Genomic DNA, 17,864 nt, shown 5'->3' with positions numbered 1-17,864 from the left:
CGTCGAGGCCGAGCCGCCCCGACTGCAGGCGGGCGCCGGGCCGGTCGGCCGGGTCAGGTCCGGGGCGGGGCCACCGGAACGTCCCCGCCGGCCGGAGCGGAGTAGAACTGCCGGGCCCACCGCCGGTAGCGGCCGACGGGCCCGTCACCGGGGGCGAGCTTCGGGTGCTCGACGTAGATCTGGTGGTTCCACACCGGGAAGTCGGGAGCGGCGTCCCGGAGGGTGATGTGGTGCGCCAGGCGGCTGAACAGCTGCGAGAGCGGGTCGGTGATCAGCCGGCCCAGGACGTCGGGCACGAACGGGACCTTCTCCAGCGCCACGGTGGCGCCCAGGCGAAGGTGGAGCCTGCCCGGCGCCGTGGGGGTCGCGTGCAGCAGGACGTACATGTCACCGAGCGGGCCGAGCCGCGCCACGGCCGCCAACGTCGAGAGGCCGACGACGGTCAGCTCGTAGGACGCGCTGGGGACCAACGCCCGCCCGCCCGCGGTCACCGGGATCGTGCAGGTGGGCTCCCCGATCACCGGATCGGCGTCGATGGTGAGCCCGCTCAGGCCGTGCAGCTGGGTGAGGTGCCCGAAGTCGAACGCGTTCTCGACGATCATCTGCGGATGGCCCGCGAGGTCGACCGTGGTGTGCCGGAAGACGCTGGGCCGCGGGCCGTGCAGGGCGGGCACCTCCCAGGTCGGCGGCTCTCCCAGCGCATGCCGCCACACGTAGACGGAGCTGTTCACCTCGCACACGTCGTACCGCGTCAGCGCGGCCTTCGGCGGCTGCAGCCCGTAGCCGGTCGCCACGCAGGTCCCGCTCGTGTCGAAGGCGAACCGGTGGAACGGGCAGACGATGTTCTCGCCCTCGACCGCGCCGCCCGCCCCCAGATGTGCTCCCAGGTGCGGGCAGTAGGGCCGCACGGCCCGCAGCACTCCCCCGCGGGTGCGAAAGAGCACCACCTCCTCCCCCATCAGCGTGCGGGTGAGGACGCCACCGGGCGGGAGCTCGTCGGAGAAGGCGAGGCAGAACCAGCCGTCGGGATAGGGCAGCGCGGTCGCGGTGGCGGTCGCGGTCAGCGCATCGGCGCGGGCGGGACCGGAGTCGTCGTGGACGTAGCGGGTGAGACCGGACATCGCAGGTCCTCCGTGGTGGTGGGGGTGCTCACGGGCGGGGCCGCCGGCCCCAGGCGGAGATCAGCAGGAACGGCAGGTCGGCATGCCCGGGGTCGTCGAGCAGGGCGAGGCAGTCGGAGATGTCGTCGTCGGAGACGAGATCGTGCTCGCGTAGCAGCGGGCCGAACTGCGCCAGCGAGACACGCACGAGGCTGGTGGCGTTGCCGGTCGACCCCACGACGCCGGGGGTGCAGAGCACGCCGACCTCCACCAGCCCGGCTTCGGCGAGCATCAGCGGCAGGCCGGTGGCCCACCCGATGTCGGCGCCCATCCGGCCGGACGCGAGCCGGGAGAGCCCCTCCAGGCAGCGGTGGAAGGCGGTGCGGCTGCCGCCGGGCGGGGTGATGCGGAGCGTGGCGTCGACGCAGACCCACCCGCCCGGCGCGGTCCACCCCACCATCCTGGCCAGCGCGGCGGCCCGGTCGGGCAGGTGCTCCAGCAGGGCGCGGGCGTGCACGAGGTCGAACGAGGCGGCCGGGAAGTCGTCGTGCAGGACGTCGTGCCGCAACGGCGTCAGGTTCGCGACGTCGGTCGGGAGCAGGGTGGTGTCGAGATCGGTGACCACCACCTCGCCCGGCGCACAGCGCCGGGCCAGCCAGCGCCCCACCGACCCGGTCCCCCCGCCCAGCTCCAGGCATCGCCAGCCGGGCATCGGGTCCAGTCCGTCGAGGGCCCGTCGGGAACCTGCGTCGGCGAACTCCTCGTGGGCCCGGAGTCTGCGCAGCTCCAGCGGCTCGTCGTGGTCGAGGTGACCCGCTCCGTAGCCCGCCGTCATGCCGGGCACCCGGCCCCTGCCGAGGGCTCGCCGACCGCCGGTGCGGCGTCCCGTGCCACGACCCGCAGGGTCAGGCCGCGTGCGGTGATGGTGGCCTCCACCGCGGGCCGGAACGGCTCCGGGGAGAGCGGCTCGACGCGCCACCGCCGGAGGACCGCGTGCAGCGCGGTGACCATCTCGGTCAGTGCGAAGCGGTCGCCGATGCACTTGCGGGCCCCGGCGCCGAAGGGGAGGTAGGCACTGCGGTCGGGAGCCCGGCCGACCCACCGGCCGGGATCGAACCGATCGGGATCGCGGTAGAGGTCGCCGCGGTGCTGGATCAGGTACGGGCTGACGGCCACCACGGTCCCGCGCGGCAGCTCGACCCCGCCCAGCTCGGTGTCCGCGGTCAGGGTGCGGGTGAACAGCCACGCGGGCGGGAACAGCCGCAGGGTCTCGGTGAGGACCCGGCCGGTGACACCGTCGAGCGGCGGCGGCCGGACTCCGTCCGCTGCCCGCGCCTCCGCCGTGACCTGCTCCTGCACGTCGGGGTGGGTGGCCAGCAGGTGCAGCGCCCACGCGAGCGTGTTCGCGGCGGTCTCGGTGCCGCCGATGAAGAACGTGAGCACCTGGTCGGCCAGCTCGGCATCGGTGAGGGTCGCGCCGTCGTCCACCGCCCCCAGCAGCGAGGACATGAGGTCGCCGTGATCGGTGGGGTCGGCGCGGCGGTTCGCCACGATCGTCGCGACGACGTCGAGGAGCCGCGCGCGGGCCTCGTCGAACCGGCGGTTGAACGGGATGGGCAGCCGGCTCAGCAGCGGCGGCGTGAGCATCCGCCGGAACACACCCCGCACGAGCGTCGTCGTGTCGTCGATGCTCCGGTCGACCACATCCGCGGGCAGCTCACCACTGAAGATCGTCTCCATGGTCGCGCGGGCGGTGAGAGTCATCATCTCGCGGGTGACGTCGAGGTGCTGCCCGGTGTGCCACGCGCTGCTGCTCGCCTCGGCCGTCGCGGCGAACACCTCGGCGTAGCCGGGGAACCGGTCGTTCTGGAACGAGGGCTGGCACAACCGCCGCTGCCGGCGGTGGCTGCTGTGCGGACAGGTCGACAGGCCGTTGCCGGCGACCTCGCGGATCCGCTCGATCACCGGGCCCTCCTTGTCGTAGGTGCGGTCGTCGAGCAGGACCTGGCGGGTCACGTCCGGGTCGCAGGCCATCACGACCGAGAAGGGGCCCAGACGGATCCGCGCCAGCGGCCCGAGCGCGGGCAGCGACGAGGTGAACGCGAGCGCGTCCCGCAGCAGCGGCACCGCGTGGCCCAGCACCGGCAGCGCGCCGGGTGCGAGCGGGATCGACGGGGGGCGGGGCATGGTCACCTCGTTGTCTCGGAGGGTCCGGTCACCACGTGACGGGCAGGTCGTGGACGCCGTAGATCAGGCCGTCGTGCTTGAACCGCACCTCGGACGGCTCGACGGCGAGGCGCAGGGTGGGGATGCGGCGGTAGAGCGTGCCGTAGACGACCTGCAGCTCGACCCGCACGAGCGGCTGACCGAGGCACTGGTGCGGGCCGAAGCCGAACGCGACGTGGTGCCGGGCGTCGCGGCGGATGTCGAGCCGCTCGGCGTCGGGGAAGGCCTCGGGGTCGCGGTTGCCGACGTCGTTGGGCAGCACGATGCCGTCGCCGGCGCGGACCGTGGTCCCGTCGGGGAGCTCGATGTCGGCCAGCGCCACCCGGCGCCGCGCGGAGTGCACAATGGGCAGGTACCGCAGGAGCTCCTCGGTCGCGCCCACCACCAGCGCGGGGTCCTCGGTGGTGCGCAACGCCGCGAGCTGCTCGGGGTGGCCGAGCAGCGCGAGCGTGCCCAGCGCGATCATGTTGGCCGTGGTCTCGTGACCGGCGACGAGGATCAGCAGGAGCATCGACGCCAGCTCGGACGAGGTCAGCTCCCCAGTGGCGACGTGCCGGGAGGCCATCCGCGACAGGATGTCCTCGGCCGGGTCGGTGAGCCGCCGCGCGATCAGGTCCTCCAGGTACCCGACCAGCCCGCGCTGCGCCGCGAGCACCTGCTCCACCGTCGAGTACCGGTGGATGAGCACGTGGCTCGACCGCTGGAAGAACTCGTGGTCGGCGTAGGGCACCCCGAGCAACTCGCAGATCACCATCGTCGGCACGGGCAGTGCGAAGGCCGTGACGAGGTCGACGGGACGCGGTCCGTCGAGGATCGCGTCGATCCGCTCGTCGACGATCCGCCGGATCGTGGGCCGGAGGGCCTCGACCCGCCGTACGGCGAACAGGCTGGTCAGCATCCGGCGCAGCCGCCGGTGCTCCGGATCGTCCATGGTGATGAAGGAGCGCGCGTCGGCGTGGCGTGCCTTGATCCCTGCCGTGACGTGCGGATAGCCGTCGTGGGTGGGGTCGGCGCTGACCCGCGGGTCGCTGAGCAGCTCGCGCTGCAGCGCGTGTCCGGTGACGAACCACGGCGTGCTGCCGTCCCAGATGCGGACCCGGCCGACCGGTCCGCGCGCATGCAGTCCGAGCAGCTCCGGCGGCGGGTCGAACGGGCAGCCGGCCGCACGCGGCAGGGGGAACTCGGGGATCGGGGCGGTCATGCCGCGGTCCGTCCGGGGACGGGCGCGGTGATCTCCAGGACCGCGGCGGTCCAGCGGAACCCGAGCCCGAAGCTCACCACGAGCACGCGGTCGCCGGGCACGACCGTTCCGCCGCGGAGCAGCCGGTCGACGGCCAGCAGCAGGTCGCACGGTCCGGCATGGGCGACGTGGCGTCCGAACGTCCAGCTCGTGTCGGCCGCACGGGCGTGCAACGGTGGCCCCGACAGCAGGACGTCCAGCACCGCCGACCCGATCGCGACGACGGCGATGTGCGCGACGTCCGCCGGTGCGAGACCGGCCTCGTCCAGCACCTGCTCGACGCAGGAGCGCGTGGCCTCCTGCAGGGAGGTGACGTGCGGGGCGAGCCCCGTCTCCTCGACCGCCATGCGCCGGCCCGTCGCCCCGCCCGCCACGCCGGCCGCGGCCCTGCTCATCTCCTCCAGACGGGGCACCGCGGCGTGTGCGGTCGCCACCAGCCGGGCCCGGCCCGGCGCGCGGGTGAGCACCGCGGCCCCGCCCGCGTCACCGGCGAGGTAGCCGATCTCGTGGACGAAGTCCCAGCGTTCGGCGGGGAAGCGGGACCCCGCGGTGACCATCGCCGCCCGTGCGTCCGGACGTGCGGTGAGGTGCTCGGCCGCCGTGACCAGCGCGGCCGCACCGCCGTCACTCGCGGCGCCGATCTCCATCCCCGTCGCCACCGTGGTGCCCAGGGCGCGCAGCAGGTAGGGCGAGGGGGTGTAGTGGTCGACGTCCTGGAAGCTCGCGTGCACGAGCAGGCTCAGGTCGGAGCCGACGGCACCGGCGTGCCGCAGGGCCTTCAGCGCCGCGCGTGCCGCCATCCCGACGGCCGTGTCGCCCGCGGCCACGGCGGCGGAGCCGAACCCGTTGGCGTCGGCCGCCGAGGGGGTGTCCGGCCGGGCACCTGCCCGCGGCCGGATGGGCGGAATCCACGACCCGCTGCCCGCGATGTTCACGTCGGACCAGAGCACGAGTGCCTCCTCAGGCGGGGACGGGCCGGTGGTCGTCGGCGCCCGGACGGACCAGGCGCCCCGGTTCGCCGCTCGAGAAGGCGGTGACGCCGCGGACCCGGACCAGCACCCGGCCGTCGGCGGCCGCGGTGAGCACTCCGGACGCGGTGTCGTGGCCGAGCCGGACGACCGGGTGGCGAGCGGCGAGGTCGCAGTCGTTGCCGGCACACCCCAGATCGACCTCGGCGATACCGGCGAGGGGGCCCGGCACCGGTGGTTCGCCCTCGGCCCCGTCCCGCGGCACGAGCAGCAGGTGGGCGAGCGCGTCGATCAGGATCGAGGGCACCGTCGTCCCGCCGAGCTCGGCCGAGAACCCCGCGTGGTCGAACGAGAACAGTGCACTCGTCCCGCCCGGCCCGTGGGCGTGGGCCGAGGTCCCGGCGAACGGCCCGCTCAGCGCCAGTACGGGATGTCCGTCGTAGATCGGCATCCGGAACCCCGGGACGGGGGTGTGCCCCCGCAGGTCCGGCGCCGGGCCGAGGTGGGGGCGGACCGGGGCGAGCAGGACGTCCGCCTCGTAGCAGAGGTCGCCGAACCGGAGCACCTTCCCGGTCGCGCTGACCCGGTTCGTCGTGACCCGGACCGAGACCCGGGCCCCGGCGGGATCCTCGGTGGTCACCCGCGCGGAGACCGTGACGGTGCGGGGAGGACCGTCGGGCCGCACCGTCACCGAGGCGTGGCAGGCGAGGTCACGGAAACCGGTGACGACCATGTCCGGTCGCAGCCGGGTCGCGGCGGCCGCGGCGGCCTCGAGCGCGAACGTGCCCGGGAGCACGACGGCGCCGTTGACCCGGTGGTGGCGCATCCACCGCCCGTCCCGCTCGTCGAGCGTGCGGGGGTCCCACGTCTTCGTCGCGACCACCCAGGACCGGCCCTCCATCGTGATGCCGTCGAGGAGCGGCGAGGCCGGTTCCGGACCCGGTACGGCGGGGTCCGGGACGTCGGGGGGCGGCATCGGCGGGGCGTCCGGTCCGATGCCCCGGCGGGCGAGCATGGCCCGTTCCGGCCCGCGCAAGAAGAACGTCAGCCCGTTCGCCGGCGGGTGGGCCAGCGACGAGAGGAACTGCGCGCACCCCTGGGCCGGCGTGATGTAGGCGTCCATGTTGTTGCGCCGCAGCGTCTCCTCCATGGCGACGCTGCTGGCCACACCGACGTCCTTCCAGCCGCTCCAGAGGATCGCGATCTCCCGGTGCCCGGTGGGCAGGTCCCGGTCGGCGGCGGCCGTGGCGTACTCGAGGTAGGAGTTCACCGCGCAGTAGTCGACGTCGCCGGGCGCCGGCGCGACCGTGGCGAGGGTGCTGAAGGTGGCGAGGATCGTCGGTGGTCGTCCGGCGAGGGCGTGCTTCAGGTTGCGGTAGCCGGTGGCCTTCGTGGCCCGCACGGCCCGGAAGTCGGCGAGCGCCTTGGCGTGCAGCGCGCGGGGACGCAGGTCGAGCACGGCGTTCACCACGAGGTCGACCCGGCCGTGCCGGTCGTGGATCTCGTCGAGGACGGCGGTGGTGGCCTCGCCGTCGAGCACGTCGCAGACGCGGTGGTGCACGCGGTCGGGACCGCAGACCTCGGTGAGCCGCCGCAGTGTCGCCCGTACCTCCCGGGCGGCGTCGAGACGGTCGTACCGCGCCTTGAGCTCGCGCAGGCTCAGCTCGGGATGCAGGCGTCGCTGCTCGGCGATGAACTCCGCCTGGGGTGCCGGCTCGGTGGGCGGGCCGTCCGGGACCGGGGTGCGGCCGATCAGGTAGACGTGCGGCCGCTCGACGCGGACGGCGAGCGCGTGCAGCAGCTCCGGCGTGATCCCGCGTGCGCCGCCGAACGCGACGACGACCGAGCCCGGGGCCAGCGGGGTCGCGCCCGGGCCGGCGGGCACGCCGTCCGGGCAAATGTCCATCCGGGCCCAGCTCCCGTCCCCGCGGGCCGCGACCGTGTGCAGCGGACCGGCGTCGCCGCTCGCGCGGACCAGCTGGTGCAGCGCGGTCAGCGCGTCGGGCGACGCGGTGAGCAGCGCGGCTCCCCCGCACTGGGTGATCTCGGCCCGGACCGAGCGGACGAACCCGGTGAACAGACCGGCGAGCGGGTGCGGACGGTCGCCGGGCAGGGCGTCGAGCAGCGCGGCGCCGACGGTTCCGCCGTTGCGCAGGGCCGGGAGCAGGGCCTGGGTCGTGGTCAGGAGCAGGTCCTGCAGCGTCTCGGCGCGCAGGGCGTCGGTGGGGGCGTCACCGCGGTCGGTGAACCGCGTCAGTACCCGCACGTGGGCCGGGACGAACGGGAGCTCCGCGAGCGCGCCGGCCGCGTCCTCCGCGGCGACGGCGTCGGTCGTCCACACGGCGACGTCGACGCAGCCCTCCAGCGCGGCCACGACGTCCGTGGAGTCGGTGACGACGACGGTGCCCGGCGGGACCGGGTGCGGCGGGGTCGCCCCGGTCGGGACGGCCATGTCGACGAGGTCCACCGTGCCCCGGGTACCGATGTCGGGTTCCGGTGCGTCGGCGGGCCGTACACCGGTGAAGCGCAGGCCCGGTGTGGCCGGGTCGCTCGCGCCGACGATCGTCCCGCGGCCGGTGACGACACCGTGCAGCAGCGCGAACAGCGCGTCGACGGCGAGGTAGGTGCGATCGGGCGCCGGGGGCGCGGGCGGCACCGCCGCCGGACCGGCCGTCGCGACCGTTCCCAGGATCGGCAGACCGTGGTGCTCGGCGGTCGAGCGCCGGGCCAGTGCCACGACGGCGGCGCCCTCCGCGATCGTCGCCCCGTCCGGTACGAGCGGACCGAGATGTCCGTCCCAGCCCCGGACCGGTGCCACACTCACGGCCCCCACCAGCGCCAGCTCGCAGGCCCCGTGGCGGAGCTGACGCATCGCGAGGTCGAGTGCGGCGGTGCCGGAGTCCCGGTGGTCGTAGACGGCGACGCCGAATCCCTGCAGGTCGTCGTAGTTGGTCACCCGGCCGGCCGCGATGCAGGAGACGGCACCGGTGAAGTCGTCCTCGCTGATGTCGGGAGCGGACGCGTCGACGGCGGCCGCGAGCCGCTCACGCAGCGTCGCGACCATGCCGGGGTCGGGCAGCAGCCCGAGCGCGTCGGCGCACTCGGCGGCGTGCACCCGCACGGCCATCCGGGTGGCGTGCCTGCTGGGCAGCGCCGACCCGATCAGCAGCGCGGTGTCGGGACGCAGGTCAGCGGCCGCGTCGCCCAGCTGCGCCAGCAGCGGGTCCACCGCCTGCAGCATCATCAGGTGGCTCGGGTCCATGTGCGCGGTGGTGCGCGGCGGGATCCGCACCTCGCGCGGCGACGGGACGGGGAACGGGTCGCCGAACCCCGCCGAGGGACCGGGCCCGGTACCCGCCAGCCAGGCAGCGGTCGCGTCGCGGTCGGAGCCGGGCAGGTGTGTGTTCCAGCCGACGACGACGAGGTCCTCCGGGATCGCCCTGGCGGGCCGCGGGGTCGGGACGCGGTCGGCCAGCACGGCGTGCGCGTCGGCGCCACCGAGCCCGAACGACGAGACGCCGACGACACGTGGCCGGTCCGAGGGCCGCCAGTCGACCTCGGTGACGGGCACCCCGAGCCGTTCCTCCCCGTCCAGCAGCGCGTGCGGGACGATCCGGTCCGTCTGGGCCGGGATCGCCCCGTGCTCGATCGCGGTGAGCGCGTGCGCCACCGAGACGAGCCCCGCGAGCACACCGGTGTGGCCGAAGACCTGCTTGTTGGAGCTGAGCAGGCAGGTGCGCGGGCCCTGCCCGAGCCGCGCCAGCAGGGCTCGGACCTCGACCTCGTCACCGGTCGGTGTGCCGGTGCCGTGGGCCACGACCCAGTCGAGGTCGTCCGCTCCGACACCGGCGTCGGACCAGGCGCGGGAGATCGCCAGTTCCTGACCGCGTTCGGCCGGGGCGTGGATGCCCTTGCCCCGGCCGTCGGCGGCCAGGCCGGTGCCGAGCACCAGCCCCAGGATCTCGTCGCCGTCCGCCACGGCCCTCGCGTGGGTCTTCAGCACGAGCGCCACCGCACCCTCGGCGAGCAGCGTCCCGTCCGCGTCCCGGTCGAACGGGCGCACCCGGCCGCTGGGGGTGATGCCCTGGGCCTTGCAGAACAGGGTCAGCAGGGTCGGCTCGGCCACCGAGGTGCCGCCGGCGAGCGCCACGTCGCAGGAGCCCTCCCGCAGTGCCTTCACGGCGGCGTCGAGCACGTAGAGGCCGCTGGCGCAGGCTGCATCGAGCGTGAGGTGGCGGGCGTCGTCGGGCACGAGCCCGCCGAGTGCCATCCGTGAGACGGACGCGGGCTGGTGCATGAGCGGGTCGGCACCGCTGCCGGAGTAGTGGGCGAGCACCGCGTGCTCGGCCATCTCACCGAGCCAGTCACCGTCCGGGTCGGCTGCCGTGGCCCCGCGGAGCATGCTCGCGTACTGCGCCCCCAGCACCGGGGCCTGGCCGCCGAGCCCGATGTGGTCGTGCGCTCCCGTGGTGACGGCGAGCCACCGGTCACCCGCTCCGCGGCGCACCCCGTCGAGTGCCTGGACGGCGCAGTGCCGCAACCAGCGCGCGGTCGGTGCCACCCCGGGGTGGTCGCGCAGTCCGTGTGGCTCGCTGAGCGAGCGCGGATCCGGGACGAAGCCGGTGAGATAGCCGGCCCGGCGGGCGTGGAAGCGGTCGGGCACCGTGGGGTCGGAGGCGTGGAAGTGCTCGAGCGCGAAGCCGGTCGGTTCGCTCGCCTGCAGCGTGGCCTCGCGCAGCCGGTCCCACAGCTCGCGACGGTCGTTCGCGCCGGGCAGTGCCACCCCGATCCCGACGACGGCGACGGCGTCGTCGTCGGCAGCGACGGTGTCGGTGTCGGTGCGGGTCTCCTCGGAGGGGGACCCGGCCACGGTCCCCGCCGGCTCGGGGTCCCCGCTCGGCGGTCCGGCGGGTGCGGGCGACGTCCCCCGGACGGGAGCGGCGTGCGCGGCGAGGTTGCTGTGCAACGAGAGCGTCTGCATCCCGGTGAGGCCGATGCCGCCGTCGGCGACGAGGGTCTGCCCGGTGACGAACCCGGCGTGCGGGTGCAGGAAGTGGCAGATCAGGTCGGCCGCGTCCGGCGTCGAGATCGTGCGCCGGAGCAGCCGCTCGTCGTCGGAGCGGTCACCGATCGTGTCCGGGTCGGCGAGTGATCTCACGATGTCGCTCGCCACCGAGCCCAGCAGGACCGTGTTCACCCGGATCCCCCGCGGGGCCAGCTCCAGCGCCAGGTAGCGGACCAGCGACTCGGCGGCCGCCTTCGTCACGCCCCCGGGCCCGTAGCCGGGCACCGGCAGGTGGGACCCCACGGCGGACAGGCACAGCACCGCCGCGCCCGGACGGCCGTCCATCAGCTCGGCCGCCCGCCGCGCGCAGTGGTAGGGCCCCATGACGTTGGTGCGCCAGGCCCGTTCCCAGTAGACGTCGTCGACGTCGAGCAGCGGGAGGAAGGCGCCGGCCGCGGCGTTGTTCACCAGGATGTCGAGGCCACCGTGCCGCTCCCGGACGAGGTCGAACATCCGGTCCACCTCGGCGGTCTTGGCCACCGAGGCGCGGATGAACTCGCAGGAGCGGCCTGCGGCACGCAGCTCCGCCTCCAGCTCCCGGGCCGCCTCGACCGAGTGGAAGTAGTTGACGATCACGTGCGCACCCCGGCGGGCCAGGCTCCGCACGATGTCGGCACCCAGACTGCGTGCCGCGCCGGTGACCAGCGCGATCCGCCCCGTCAGGTCGTCCGGGGAGCCCTCGTGCCCGTTCATGCAGCCTCGCCGACCGCTCCGCCGGCCACGACGGCGTCCGCGATGCGCCGCAGTGAGCCGAAGCCCAGCAACGAGGCGTTCGAGCGCAGGTCGGGCAGGTTGAACAGGTCCGCGACCTGACCCAGCAGTGCGACCTGCTTGAGGGACTCGACGCCGAGGTCGGCCTCCAGGCTGTCGTCCTCGCCGAGGAGGTCCGGCGGGTAGCCGAGGTAGCCGCCGTAGAGGTCACGCAACTGCGCCAGGACGGCGTCGTAGTCGCGGGCCCCGGCGGAGGGGGCTCTGCCGGAGAGGGCCGGGGCGGAGGGGGCCGGGGCGGAGGGGGCCGGGGCGGAGGGGGCCGGGGCGGGTTCGACCGGCTCGGGACGCGCCGCCGGTGTGGCCACCGCGGCCGGCGACGGTGGCCGGACCGCGGCCGGCGGGTCCGTCGCGGGGGTGGGTACGGCGACGGTCGGCTCGGGGCGCACGACGACCGGGGCACCCGGGTGCGCGCCGTTCCGTGACGGGGTGCCGGTCGTGAGCCCGGCCAGGACGGCGGGGGCGTCGCGCTCGGCCAACGGCACGGTGCACCGCACGCCCGGAACGCTCGCCTGGATCATCTTCGCGACGACCGCACGCTCGCCGCACTCGACGAACACGTCCGCGCCGGAAGCGTGCAGCTCGCGGATCGTGTCCAGGATGCGCACGCGGGCGGTGAGGGCACCGGCCATGAGCTCCACGGGGTCGTCGTCGGCGACGTCACGGCCCAGCCACGGCGAGCACACCCGCACCCGGCCACCGCCGTAGGGCACACGGGGCGCACCGGCGCGGAGCTCCCTGGCCGACCGGGCCAGTGCGGGCGAGTGCGTGGGGTGGGGCACGTCGAGCCGGTTCGTGGGCCAGCCCGCCGCCGCGGCCACCCGTTCGATGTCGGCGGTGAGCGCGGTCGGCCCGCTCAGCACACTCTGGTGCGGCGCGTTCTCACAGGCCAGCACCAGATCGGGGTGTCCGAAGAGGCCGGCGAGGTGCTCGGCCCGGCGGCCGTCCACCCCGACGGCGAGCATCGTGCCCTGCCAGTCCTGCCGGGTGAGGGCGCGGGACCGGGCCACCGCGAGCCGGACCGTGTCCTCGACCGAGATGTACCCGGCCGCGGCGAGCGCCCACAGCTCCCCCACGCTCTGGCCGACGAGGGCCCCCGGCTCGACACCCGTCCCGACCAGCGCGCGGTGGGTGGCGATGCTGACCGCGAAGATCTCCACGTACTGCAGGTCGGGGCCCCGCCCGGGAGCCACCTCGCCGCCCTCGACGAGCCGTGGCGACACCGCGGGGAGGTCCAGGCCGCGGGCGGCGGCGTCGATCCGGGCGAGTACCTCGCGTACGCCGTCGTGCCGGGCGTGCAGATCGTGCAGGATCCCGCCGCGCGGCGCGGGCACCGTTCCGGGCATGACGAGGACAGGGTTGGTGTTCACGCGTCGTCCCTCTCGGTTGGACAGGCCGAACACCTCCGATCGTCGAGGACGACCGCCCGGACTTTCCTTAGTGACCACAAGAATCCTTGGTGATCACAAGAAGAAGCAGCCGGGCGCCGCCCCGTCCGACGTGGTGGCAGGGGCGGCCGCCGGCGCACGGAGGGGCGGGCGGGCGTCCCCGGGCACGCCCGCCCCTCCCACTGCGCGGCCGGGTCGCCGGTGCGGACCGGGTGGTCGCGGGCATGGTGCCGGCCCGCGGAGGTCGGTCTCTGCGCGCCGGACGGCTCAGGCCGGGGACGACCCGGTGACCACCGTGATGGCGGCGGCCGGGCACCGGTCCGCGGCGTCGAGGACCGCCGCGGCGCCCTCCTCGTCGAGCGGTTCGCCGGTGGGCCGGGCCCGGACCCCCACGAACTCGAAGTGGTCCGGCGCGATCGCCAGGCACAGGCCCGCGGAGATGCAGCCCCGTGACACGTCGATCCGCCACGCCGTCGGGTCGCCGTCGCGTCCGTTCTCACCCCTGTGGTGCTCACCCATGCGGTGCTCACCCATGCGGTGCTCCCGGTGCCTCGTCAGCCCGCGGCGCGGGAAGCAGGCCAGTGCACGCCCACGCTCTCCATGCCGGCCAACACGTCCATCTCGGGGTTCGCGACGAGGACGTCCTTGAACGTGGGGCTGCCGACGACGACGTCCTTGAACGAGCGGAGGAACTCGTCGATCTCCTTCGCCTCGCGCTCGGGGAGGCCGAACTCGGCGTAGGCGGGCGTGACGATCTCGTCGAAGAGCGCGGTCCAGTACTCCTCCGTGACGCCCATCCCGCGGTGCGCGGTGGCCATGTCGCGGCCGGTGTAGGTGTGCGGGCCGCCCCAGTGCTCCCCGAGGAACTCGACGAAGCTGGTGATCTCCTCCTGCACCTCGGACTGGGTCTTGTGGTTCCAGATGTGGCCGATGGTGGGGTTGAGCATGGCCCGCTGCACGAGCGTCTTGGCCAGGAAGGTGACGACCGGCAAGCCGCCCAGGCGGTCGTAGAGCGGCCGGTCGTCGGTGGTGGGGGTCGTGGTGGTGGGGTCTGCTGCGTCGGTCATGGCGCGACCCTCCGACCTCGACTCTCGATGCGTCAACGTGAGGCGACGCATTGACAAGACATGTCACGCCGCTGCAACCCCCACCGGCGCGCCCGGTGGTCCACTGGTCGGTGTGGAGGTCGACACCAGGGTCGTTCCCGCCCGCGAGCGACTGGAGTACTGGCACGAGTGCGTGTGCGACCGCTTCGTGCCGCTCCTGGTCGTCCCGGCGAGCCAGCAGGTGCAGGGGCGGATCCGGTTCCGCGAGATCGGCGACACCAGGGTCCGACGCATCGCCGGGACCGAGCACACGTTCCGGCGCCGGGACAGCGACATCCGGCGGGGTGGCGACCCCGAGGAGCTCAACCTCCTCTTCGTCAACCGCGGCACGACGGTCGTCGAGCAGGACGGGCGGACGGCGACGCTCACGCCCGGGGACTTCCTGCTCTACGACAGTGCCCGGCCCTTCGAGTTCCGCACCCGGGGCTCCCTCGACTACACGATCCTGCTCATGCCCAAGGGCCTCCTGGGGCTGCCCGACGGAGTGGACACCACCTGCACGGTCCGGCCCGGGTCCGCCCGCGACGGTCTGGCCGGGGCGGTGCGCCACCTCGTGGACTCCCTCGTCCTGCCCGACCGGACCTGGGCCGACCCGGAGGACGCCCTGGCCCTGCAGGAGCCGCTGCTGGCCGCGGTCTCCCGCCTGGTCCCCACCGCCCCGGCCGGCGAGCCCTCCCGGGTCCCCGTCGCCCTCGTCCGTGCCCTGGTCCGGCGTCACTTCCGGGACCCGGACCTGTCCCCCGCGACGATCGCCGCGGCGTGCGGCATCTCCGTGAGCCACCTGCACCGGGTCTTCGCCGGTGAGGAGCACACGGTCGCCGCGCTCATCCGGGAGGAGCGATTGCAGGCGGCGGTGCGGGCGCTCACCTCCCCGGGGAGTCGCCGCGAGTCCGTCGCCACGATCGGGCGTCGGTGCGGACTGCCCGATCCGGCGCACTTCAGCCGGGTGTTCCATCGGCGGTTCGGCGTCTCACCGCGCGAGTTCAGGAACCGGTGACCACCGGGACGACCGGCCCGCGCCGGCACCCCGACTGCCGCCCGAGGCCGGGAGGCCATGCCGCGCAGCACCGCTCACCGAACGAGACGGAAGAAGCCGCGCACCTGCTCGACGAACGACGCCGGCTGTTCCAGCGCCGCGAAGTGGCCGCCGTGCGGGAGCTCGGCGAACCAGCGCAGGTCGGTGAACCGCCGCTCGGCCTCCCGTCGCGAGGGGCGGGTGATGTCGTGCGGGTAGACCGACAGTCCGGACGGCGCGTGCACCGGGTCGCGGAACCGGGCGAAGCTCTCCCAGTACAGGCGCGCCGACGAGGTGGCCGAGGCGGTGAACCAGTAGACCGAGATCTCGTCGAGAAGCGCCCGTCGTGACACCGCGCTCGTCCCGTCGGTCCAGGCCAGGTACTTCTCGGCGATCCAGGCGGCCTGACCTGCGGGAGAGTCGGTGAGGGCGTAGCCGATCGTCTGCGGGCGGGTCGACTGCAGCGCCGAGTAGCCCCGACCGGAGCGGGCGAACTCCTGCTCGGCCTCCGCGGCGGCGCGCTCCGCCGGCGTCGGGTCGTCGAACCCGCCCAGCGCGACCGAGCCGAGGTTGACGTGGACGCCGGCGACCCGGTCGGGAGCCACCTCGCCCAACGCGCCGGACACCGCCGAACCCCAGTCACCACCCTGGGCTCCGTAGCGCGGATAGCCCAGCGAGACCATCACCGCGTCCCAGGCACGGGCCGTGCGCTCGACACCCCAGCCGGTCGTCGCGGGTTTGTCGCTCCATCCGTAGCCGGGCAGCGACGGCGCGACGACGTGGAACGCGTCGGCCGGGTCCCCGCCGTGCGCGCGCGGGTCGGTCAGCGGGCCCAGCACATCGAGGAACTCGAGCACCGATCCCGGCCATCCGTGCGTGAGGACCAGCGGGAACGCGGTCGGCTCGGGCGAACGGACGTGCAGGAAGTGGATGCCGAGGCCGTCGATCGTCGTGCGGAACTGCGGGAAGGCGTTCACCCGCTCGGCGAACCCGAAGTCGTAGTCCTCGGCCCAGCTGCGGCACAGCTCCTGCGCCTCGGCGAGCGGCAGGCCCTGCGACCGGTCCGCCACCGGCTCGCGCTCGGGCCAGCGCGTCCGACGCAGCCGGTCACGCAGATCGGCGATCTCGGCGTCGGTGACGGTGACCTCGAACCGTTCGACAGCCACGTCGCCCCCTTCCTGTGACACGCTAAAGCTGCTACGAGTGTCACGATAGAAGGCGCCGGGAGATACGTCGAATGCGGAATGCCTGTTACACCCCGGCCAGGGTGGCCACGGCGGTGGACCTGGCCAACACCTGGCGGCCGGTCCGTGGCGAGGACGATCTCGAGACCCTGCCGCAGCTGCGGACCTTCCTCGTCGACCATCTGCCGGCCGGTGAGCGCGATGCGTCGCCTCCGCTCAGCGACGCCGACCTCACGGAGGTCCGGGCGGTGCGAGCGACGGTGCGCACCGTGCTCGAGACGGCCGGCTCCGACGCCGACCGCGCAGCGGAGATCGTCAACGCCGGACTACGTCACCACCGCGTCGTCCCCACGATCCGCCGGGACGAGGAAGGATGGTGGGCCGACGTCGTCGCCGACGCCGACCGCCCTGCGGCCCACCTGGCCGCCGTCACCCTCGGGGCGCTCGCGGCCGTGATCACCACGCTCGGTCCGGACCGCTTGGGGGTCTGCGCCGGGGCGTCGTGCCGGGCCACGTTCGCGGACCTCTCCCGCAACGGCTCGAAGCAGTACTGCACACGGACCTGCGCCCACCGCGCCAGCGTCGCCGCCTACCGGAGCCGCCGACGACCGGCGGTCGGTGGTCCCGTCGGCGACTCGGGCGGAGTGGTCACCGGCTGACCCGCTGCCGGGTGGCCACCGAGACACGTGCTCCGTACCGGACTGGGCGCGCAGGTCGACCCACTGCCGGGCGATGTCCCGGCAGAGCCCGGGCCGTGCCCCGGGAGGGCACGGTGCACTGCGCCGTCGGCAGCCACGGCGCGGGGCCGGCCGTGTCGCACGGAACACCCGTCCGACCGCTCGCGTCCGGCATGCTCATCGGTCCCGGACTGACGGAGAGGAGTCGTACCGAGTCGACCGAGTGAGGAGTCGTCATGTGGTGGAACCATGTCGTCGGAGTCGGACTGCCGCTGCTGCTGATCCCCACGGCAGCGCTGTTCGTCACCGCCAGGTGGGGGTTCGCGGCGCTCGCCGGGGACGTCCCGGACGACGTGAAGGCGTTGTTGCCCGAGTTCACCCCCGCGGAGCGCCGACGCGGGATCGCCCTCTCGACGATCTTCCTGGTCACGCTGCTCGGATCCGTGTTCGTCACGACCTGGACCTGGATCGACGGTGTGCGGGCGGAGGGCTTCCTGCAGGCCTACGGGATGGCGTTCGCGACGTTCTTGGCGTTCTGCCTGATCGACCTGGTGATCGTCGATTGGCTCGTCATCTGCTGGTGGCGGCCGTCCTGGATCGTGATCCGCGGGACCGAGCAGGCCGAGGGGTGGGGGGACTACATGTTCCACGTCCGTGAACAGCTGAGCCCCGGGGGTCTGGCGGCCATGTTCGGGCTACCGGCCGTCATCGCCGGGGCGGCGACGGTGGCCCGTCTGGTGGGGTAGCGCCGACCGCGAGCGGGCGGCCGGAGTCGTTGTCACTGAGCGCTCGAAGGACGTCCCGGAGCTCGTCAGCCACCGTGCGGCCCGCCCGTGTGGGCAGCCGAGGACGCGTGCTCGGACTCCCCGGCGGCCCCCACACATCCCGGTCGCGCTGCCGCGCAATCGGTGCCCGCAGTGTCCGAACGCGACAGCTGCGTTGTCACACAGTCCTTGGCGGCGTCGAGGGTTACCGCCTCGCGATCGTCCAAACGACACGATCGGGGGTTGCGCGCGTCCACTTGGGACTGAGGCGACTGGTGGGGTTGTCGGTTTCGGTCCTGTTCGTAGCCCTTGGGGTGAGTGCGCTTCACCCTGTTTCCCGGCTTAGCTTCCGTTGCTCGGTGA

13 protein-coding genes are annotated in these 17,864 nt (G+C 74.2%); 3 read left to right on the top strand and 10 right to left on the bottom strand.

The window, feature by feature from the left end:
• Positions 1–53: 53 nt before the first annotated feature.
• From Ae717Ps2_RS03915 to Ae717Ps2_RS03875, 9 genes are all read right to left on the bottom strand, one after another.
• Positions 54–1,121, bottom strand: coding sequence for an aromatic ring-hydroxylating dioxygenase subunit alpha (locus Ae717Ps2_RS03915; protein ID WP_075308022.1), 1,068 nt, complete (start codon positions 1,119–1,121; stop codon positions 54–56).
• A gap of 28 nt (positions 1,122–1,149) precedes the next feature.
• A complete protein-coding gene (locus Ae717Ps2_RS03910) occupies positions 1,150–1,935 on the bottom strand; it encodes a class I SAM-dependent methyltransferase (protein WP_075312292.1) in 786 nt (261 codons plus the stop codon).
• Entirely contained in the window at positions 1,932–3,287 is a 1,356-nt protein-coding gene (locus Ae717Ps2_RS03905; RefSeq protein ID WP_075333043.1) for a cytochrome P450, read from the bottom strand. Before Ae717Ps2_RS03905 ends, Ae717Ps2_RS03910 begins: the two co-directional genes overlap by 4 nt.
• A gap of 28 nt (positions 3,288–3,315) precedes the next feature.
• Positions 3,316–4,527: a cytochrome P450 gene (locus tag Ae717Ps2_RS03900; protein WP_075333042.1), complete on the bottom strand. Its 1,212-nt coding sequence runs from the start codon at positions 4,525–4,527 to the stop codon at positions 3,316–3,318.
• Positions 4,524–5,516, bottom strand: a complete 993-nt coding sequence (locus Ae717Ps2_RS03895) for a 3-oxoacyl-[acyl-carrier-protein] synthase III C-terminal domain-containing protein (RefSeq protein WP_075333041.1) — start codon at positions 5,514–5,516, stop codon at positions 4,524–4,526. The genes Ae717Ps2_RS03900 and Ae717Ps2_RS03895 overlap by 4 nt, the downstream gene beginning before the upstream one ends.
• 10 nt (positions 5,517–5,526) lie before the next feature.
• Positions 5,527–11,292 (bottom strand): SDR family oxidoreductase, encoded by a 5,766-nt coding sequence (locus Ae717Ps2_RS03890; protein ID WP_075333040.1) that lies wholly within the window; start codon positions 11,290–11,292, stop codon positions 5,527–5,529.
• Positions 11,289–12,737 (bottom strand): acyltransferase domain-containing protein, encoded by a 1,449-nt coding sequence (locus Ae717Ps2_RS03885; protein ID WP_075333039.1) that lies wholly within the window; start codon positions 12,735–12,737, stop codon positions 11,289–11,291. Before Ae717Ps2_RS03885 ends, Ae717Ps2_RS03890 begins: the two co-directional genes overlap by 4 nt.
• Before the next feature lie 285 nt (positions 12,738–13,022).
• Complete coding sequence (locus Ae717Ps2_RS03880) at positions 13,023–13,289, bottom strand: ferredoxin (RefSeq protein WP_233147434.1); 267 nt, start codon at positions 13,287–13,289, stop codon at positions 13,023–13,025.
• Between the two features lie 20 nt (positions 13,290–13,309).
• Positions 13,310–13,822 carry a group 1 truncated hemoglobin gene (locus tag Ae717Ps2_RS03875; protein WP_075333038.1) on the bottom strand — a complete coding sequence of 171 codons (513 nt, stop codon included), beginning with the start codon at positions 13,820–13,822 and terminating at the stop codon, positions 13,310–13,312.
• A gap of 112 nt (positions 13,823–13,934) precedes the next feature.
• On the opposite strand from Ae717Ps2_RS03875, the gene Ae717Ps2_RS03870 reads away from it, so the two are divergent.
• Positions 13,935–14,858: a helix-turn-helix domain-containing protein gene (locus Ae717Ps2_RS03870; protein WP_158071454.1), complete on the top strand. Its 924-nt coding sequence runs from the start codon at positions 13,935–13,937 to the stop codon at positions 14,856–14,858.
• A 74-nt stretch (positions 14,859–14,932) separates the two neighbouring features.
• Here the strand turns inward: Ae717Ps2_RS03870 and Ae717Ps2_RS03865 are convergent, their stop codons facing one another.
• Positions 14,933–16,042, bottom strand: coding sequence for an epoxide hydrolase family protein (locus Ae717Ps2_RS03865; RefSeq protein WP_075333037.1), 1,110 nt, complete (start codon positions 16,040–16,042; stop codon positions 14,933–14,935).
• 101 nt (positions 16,043–16,143) lie between these two features.
• On the opposite strand from Ae717Ps2_RS03865, the gene Ae717Ps2_RS03860 reads away from it, so the two are divergent.
• Both Ae717Ps2_RS03860 and Ae717Ps2_RS03855 read left to right on the top strand, forming a co-directional pair.
• Positions 16,144–16,719: a CGNR zinc finger domain-containing protein gene (locus Ae717Ps2_RS03860; protein WP_233147433.1), complete on the top strand. Its 576-nt coding sequence runs from the start codon at positions 16,144–16,146 to the stop codon at positions 16,717–16,719.
• Positions 16,720–16,973: 254 nt separating this feature from the next.
• Entirely contained in the window at positions 16,974–17,483 is a 510-nt protein-coding gene (locus Ae717Ps2_RS03855; protein ID WP_075333035.1) for a hypothetical protein, read from the top strand.
• The last annotated feature ends 381 nt before the right edge of the window (positions 17,484–17,864 follow it).

The sequence above is a fragment of the Pseudonocardia sp. Ae717_Ps2 genome, from assembly GCF_001932475.1.
Lineage (GTDB): Bacteria > Actinomycetota > Actinomycetes > Mycobacteriales > Pseudonocardiaceae > Pseudonocardia.
Note: the sequence above shows the minus strand (reverse complement) of the source record. Positions and strands in the feature narration are given on the sequence as shown.

What these genes read in the sequence shown, in the direction of transcription:
- Ae717Ps2_RS03875 (WP_075333038.1), bottom strand. Translation starts at nt 13,822, where the DNA reads ATGACCGACGCAGCAGACCCCACCACCACGACCCCCACCACCGACGAC.
- Ae717Ps2_RS03915 (WP_075308022.1), bottom strand. Translation starts at nt 1,121, where the DNA reads ATGTCCGGTCTCACCCGCTACGTCCACGACGACTCCGGTCCCGCCCGC.
- Ae717Ps2_RS03905 (WP_075333043.1), bottom strand. Translation starts at nt 3,287, where the DNA reads ATGCCCCGCCCCCCGTCGATCCCGCTCGCACCCGGCGCGCTGCCGGTG.
- Ae717Ps2_RS03855 (WP_075333035.1), top strand. Translation starts at nt 16,974, where the DNA reads ATGTGGTGGAACCATGTCGTCGGAGTCGGACTGCCGCTGCTGCTGATC.
- Ae717Ps2_RS03880 (WP_233147434.1), bottom strand. Translation starts at nt 13,289, where the DNA reads ATGGGTGAGCACCGCATGGGTGAGCACCACAGGGGTGAGAACGGACGC.
- Ae717Ps2_RS03890 (WP_075333040.1), bottom strand. Translation starts at nt 11,292, where the DNA reads ATGAACGGGCACGAGGGCTCCCCGGACGACCTGACGGGGCGGATCGCG.
- Ae717Ps2_RS03900 (WP_075333042.1), bottom strand. Translation starts at nt 4,527, where the DNA reads ATGACCGCCCCGATCCCCGAGTTCCCCCTGCCGCGTGCGGCCGGCTGC.
- Ae717Ps2_RS03910 (WP_075312292.1), bottom strand. Translation starts at nt 1,935, where the DNA reads ATGACGGCGGGCTACGGAGCGGGTCACCTCGACCACGACGAGCCGCTG.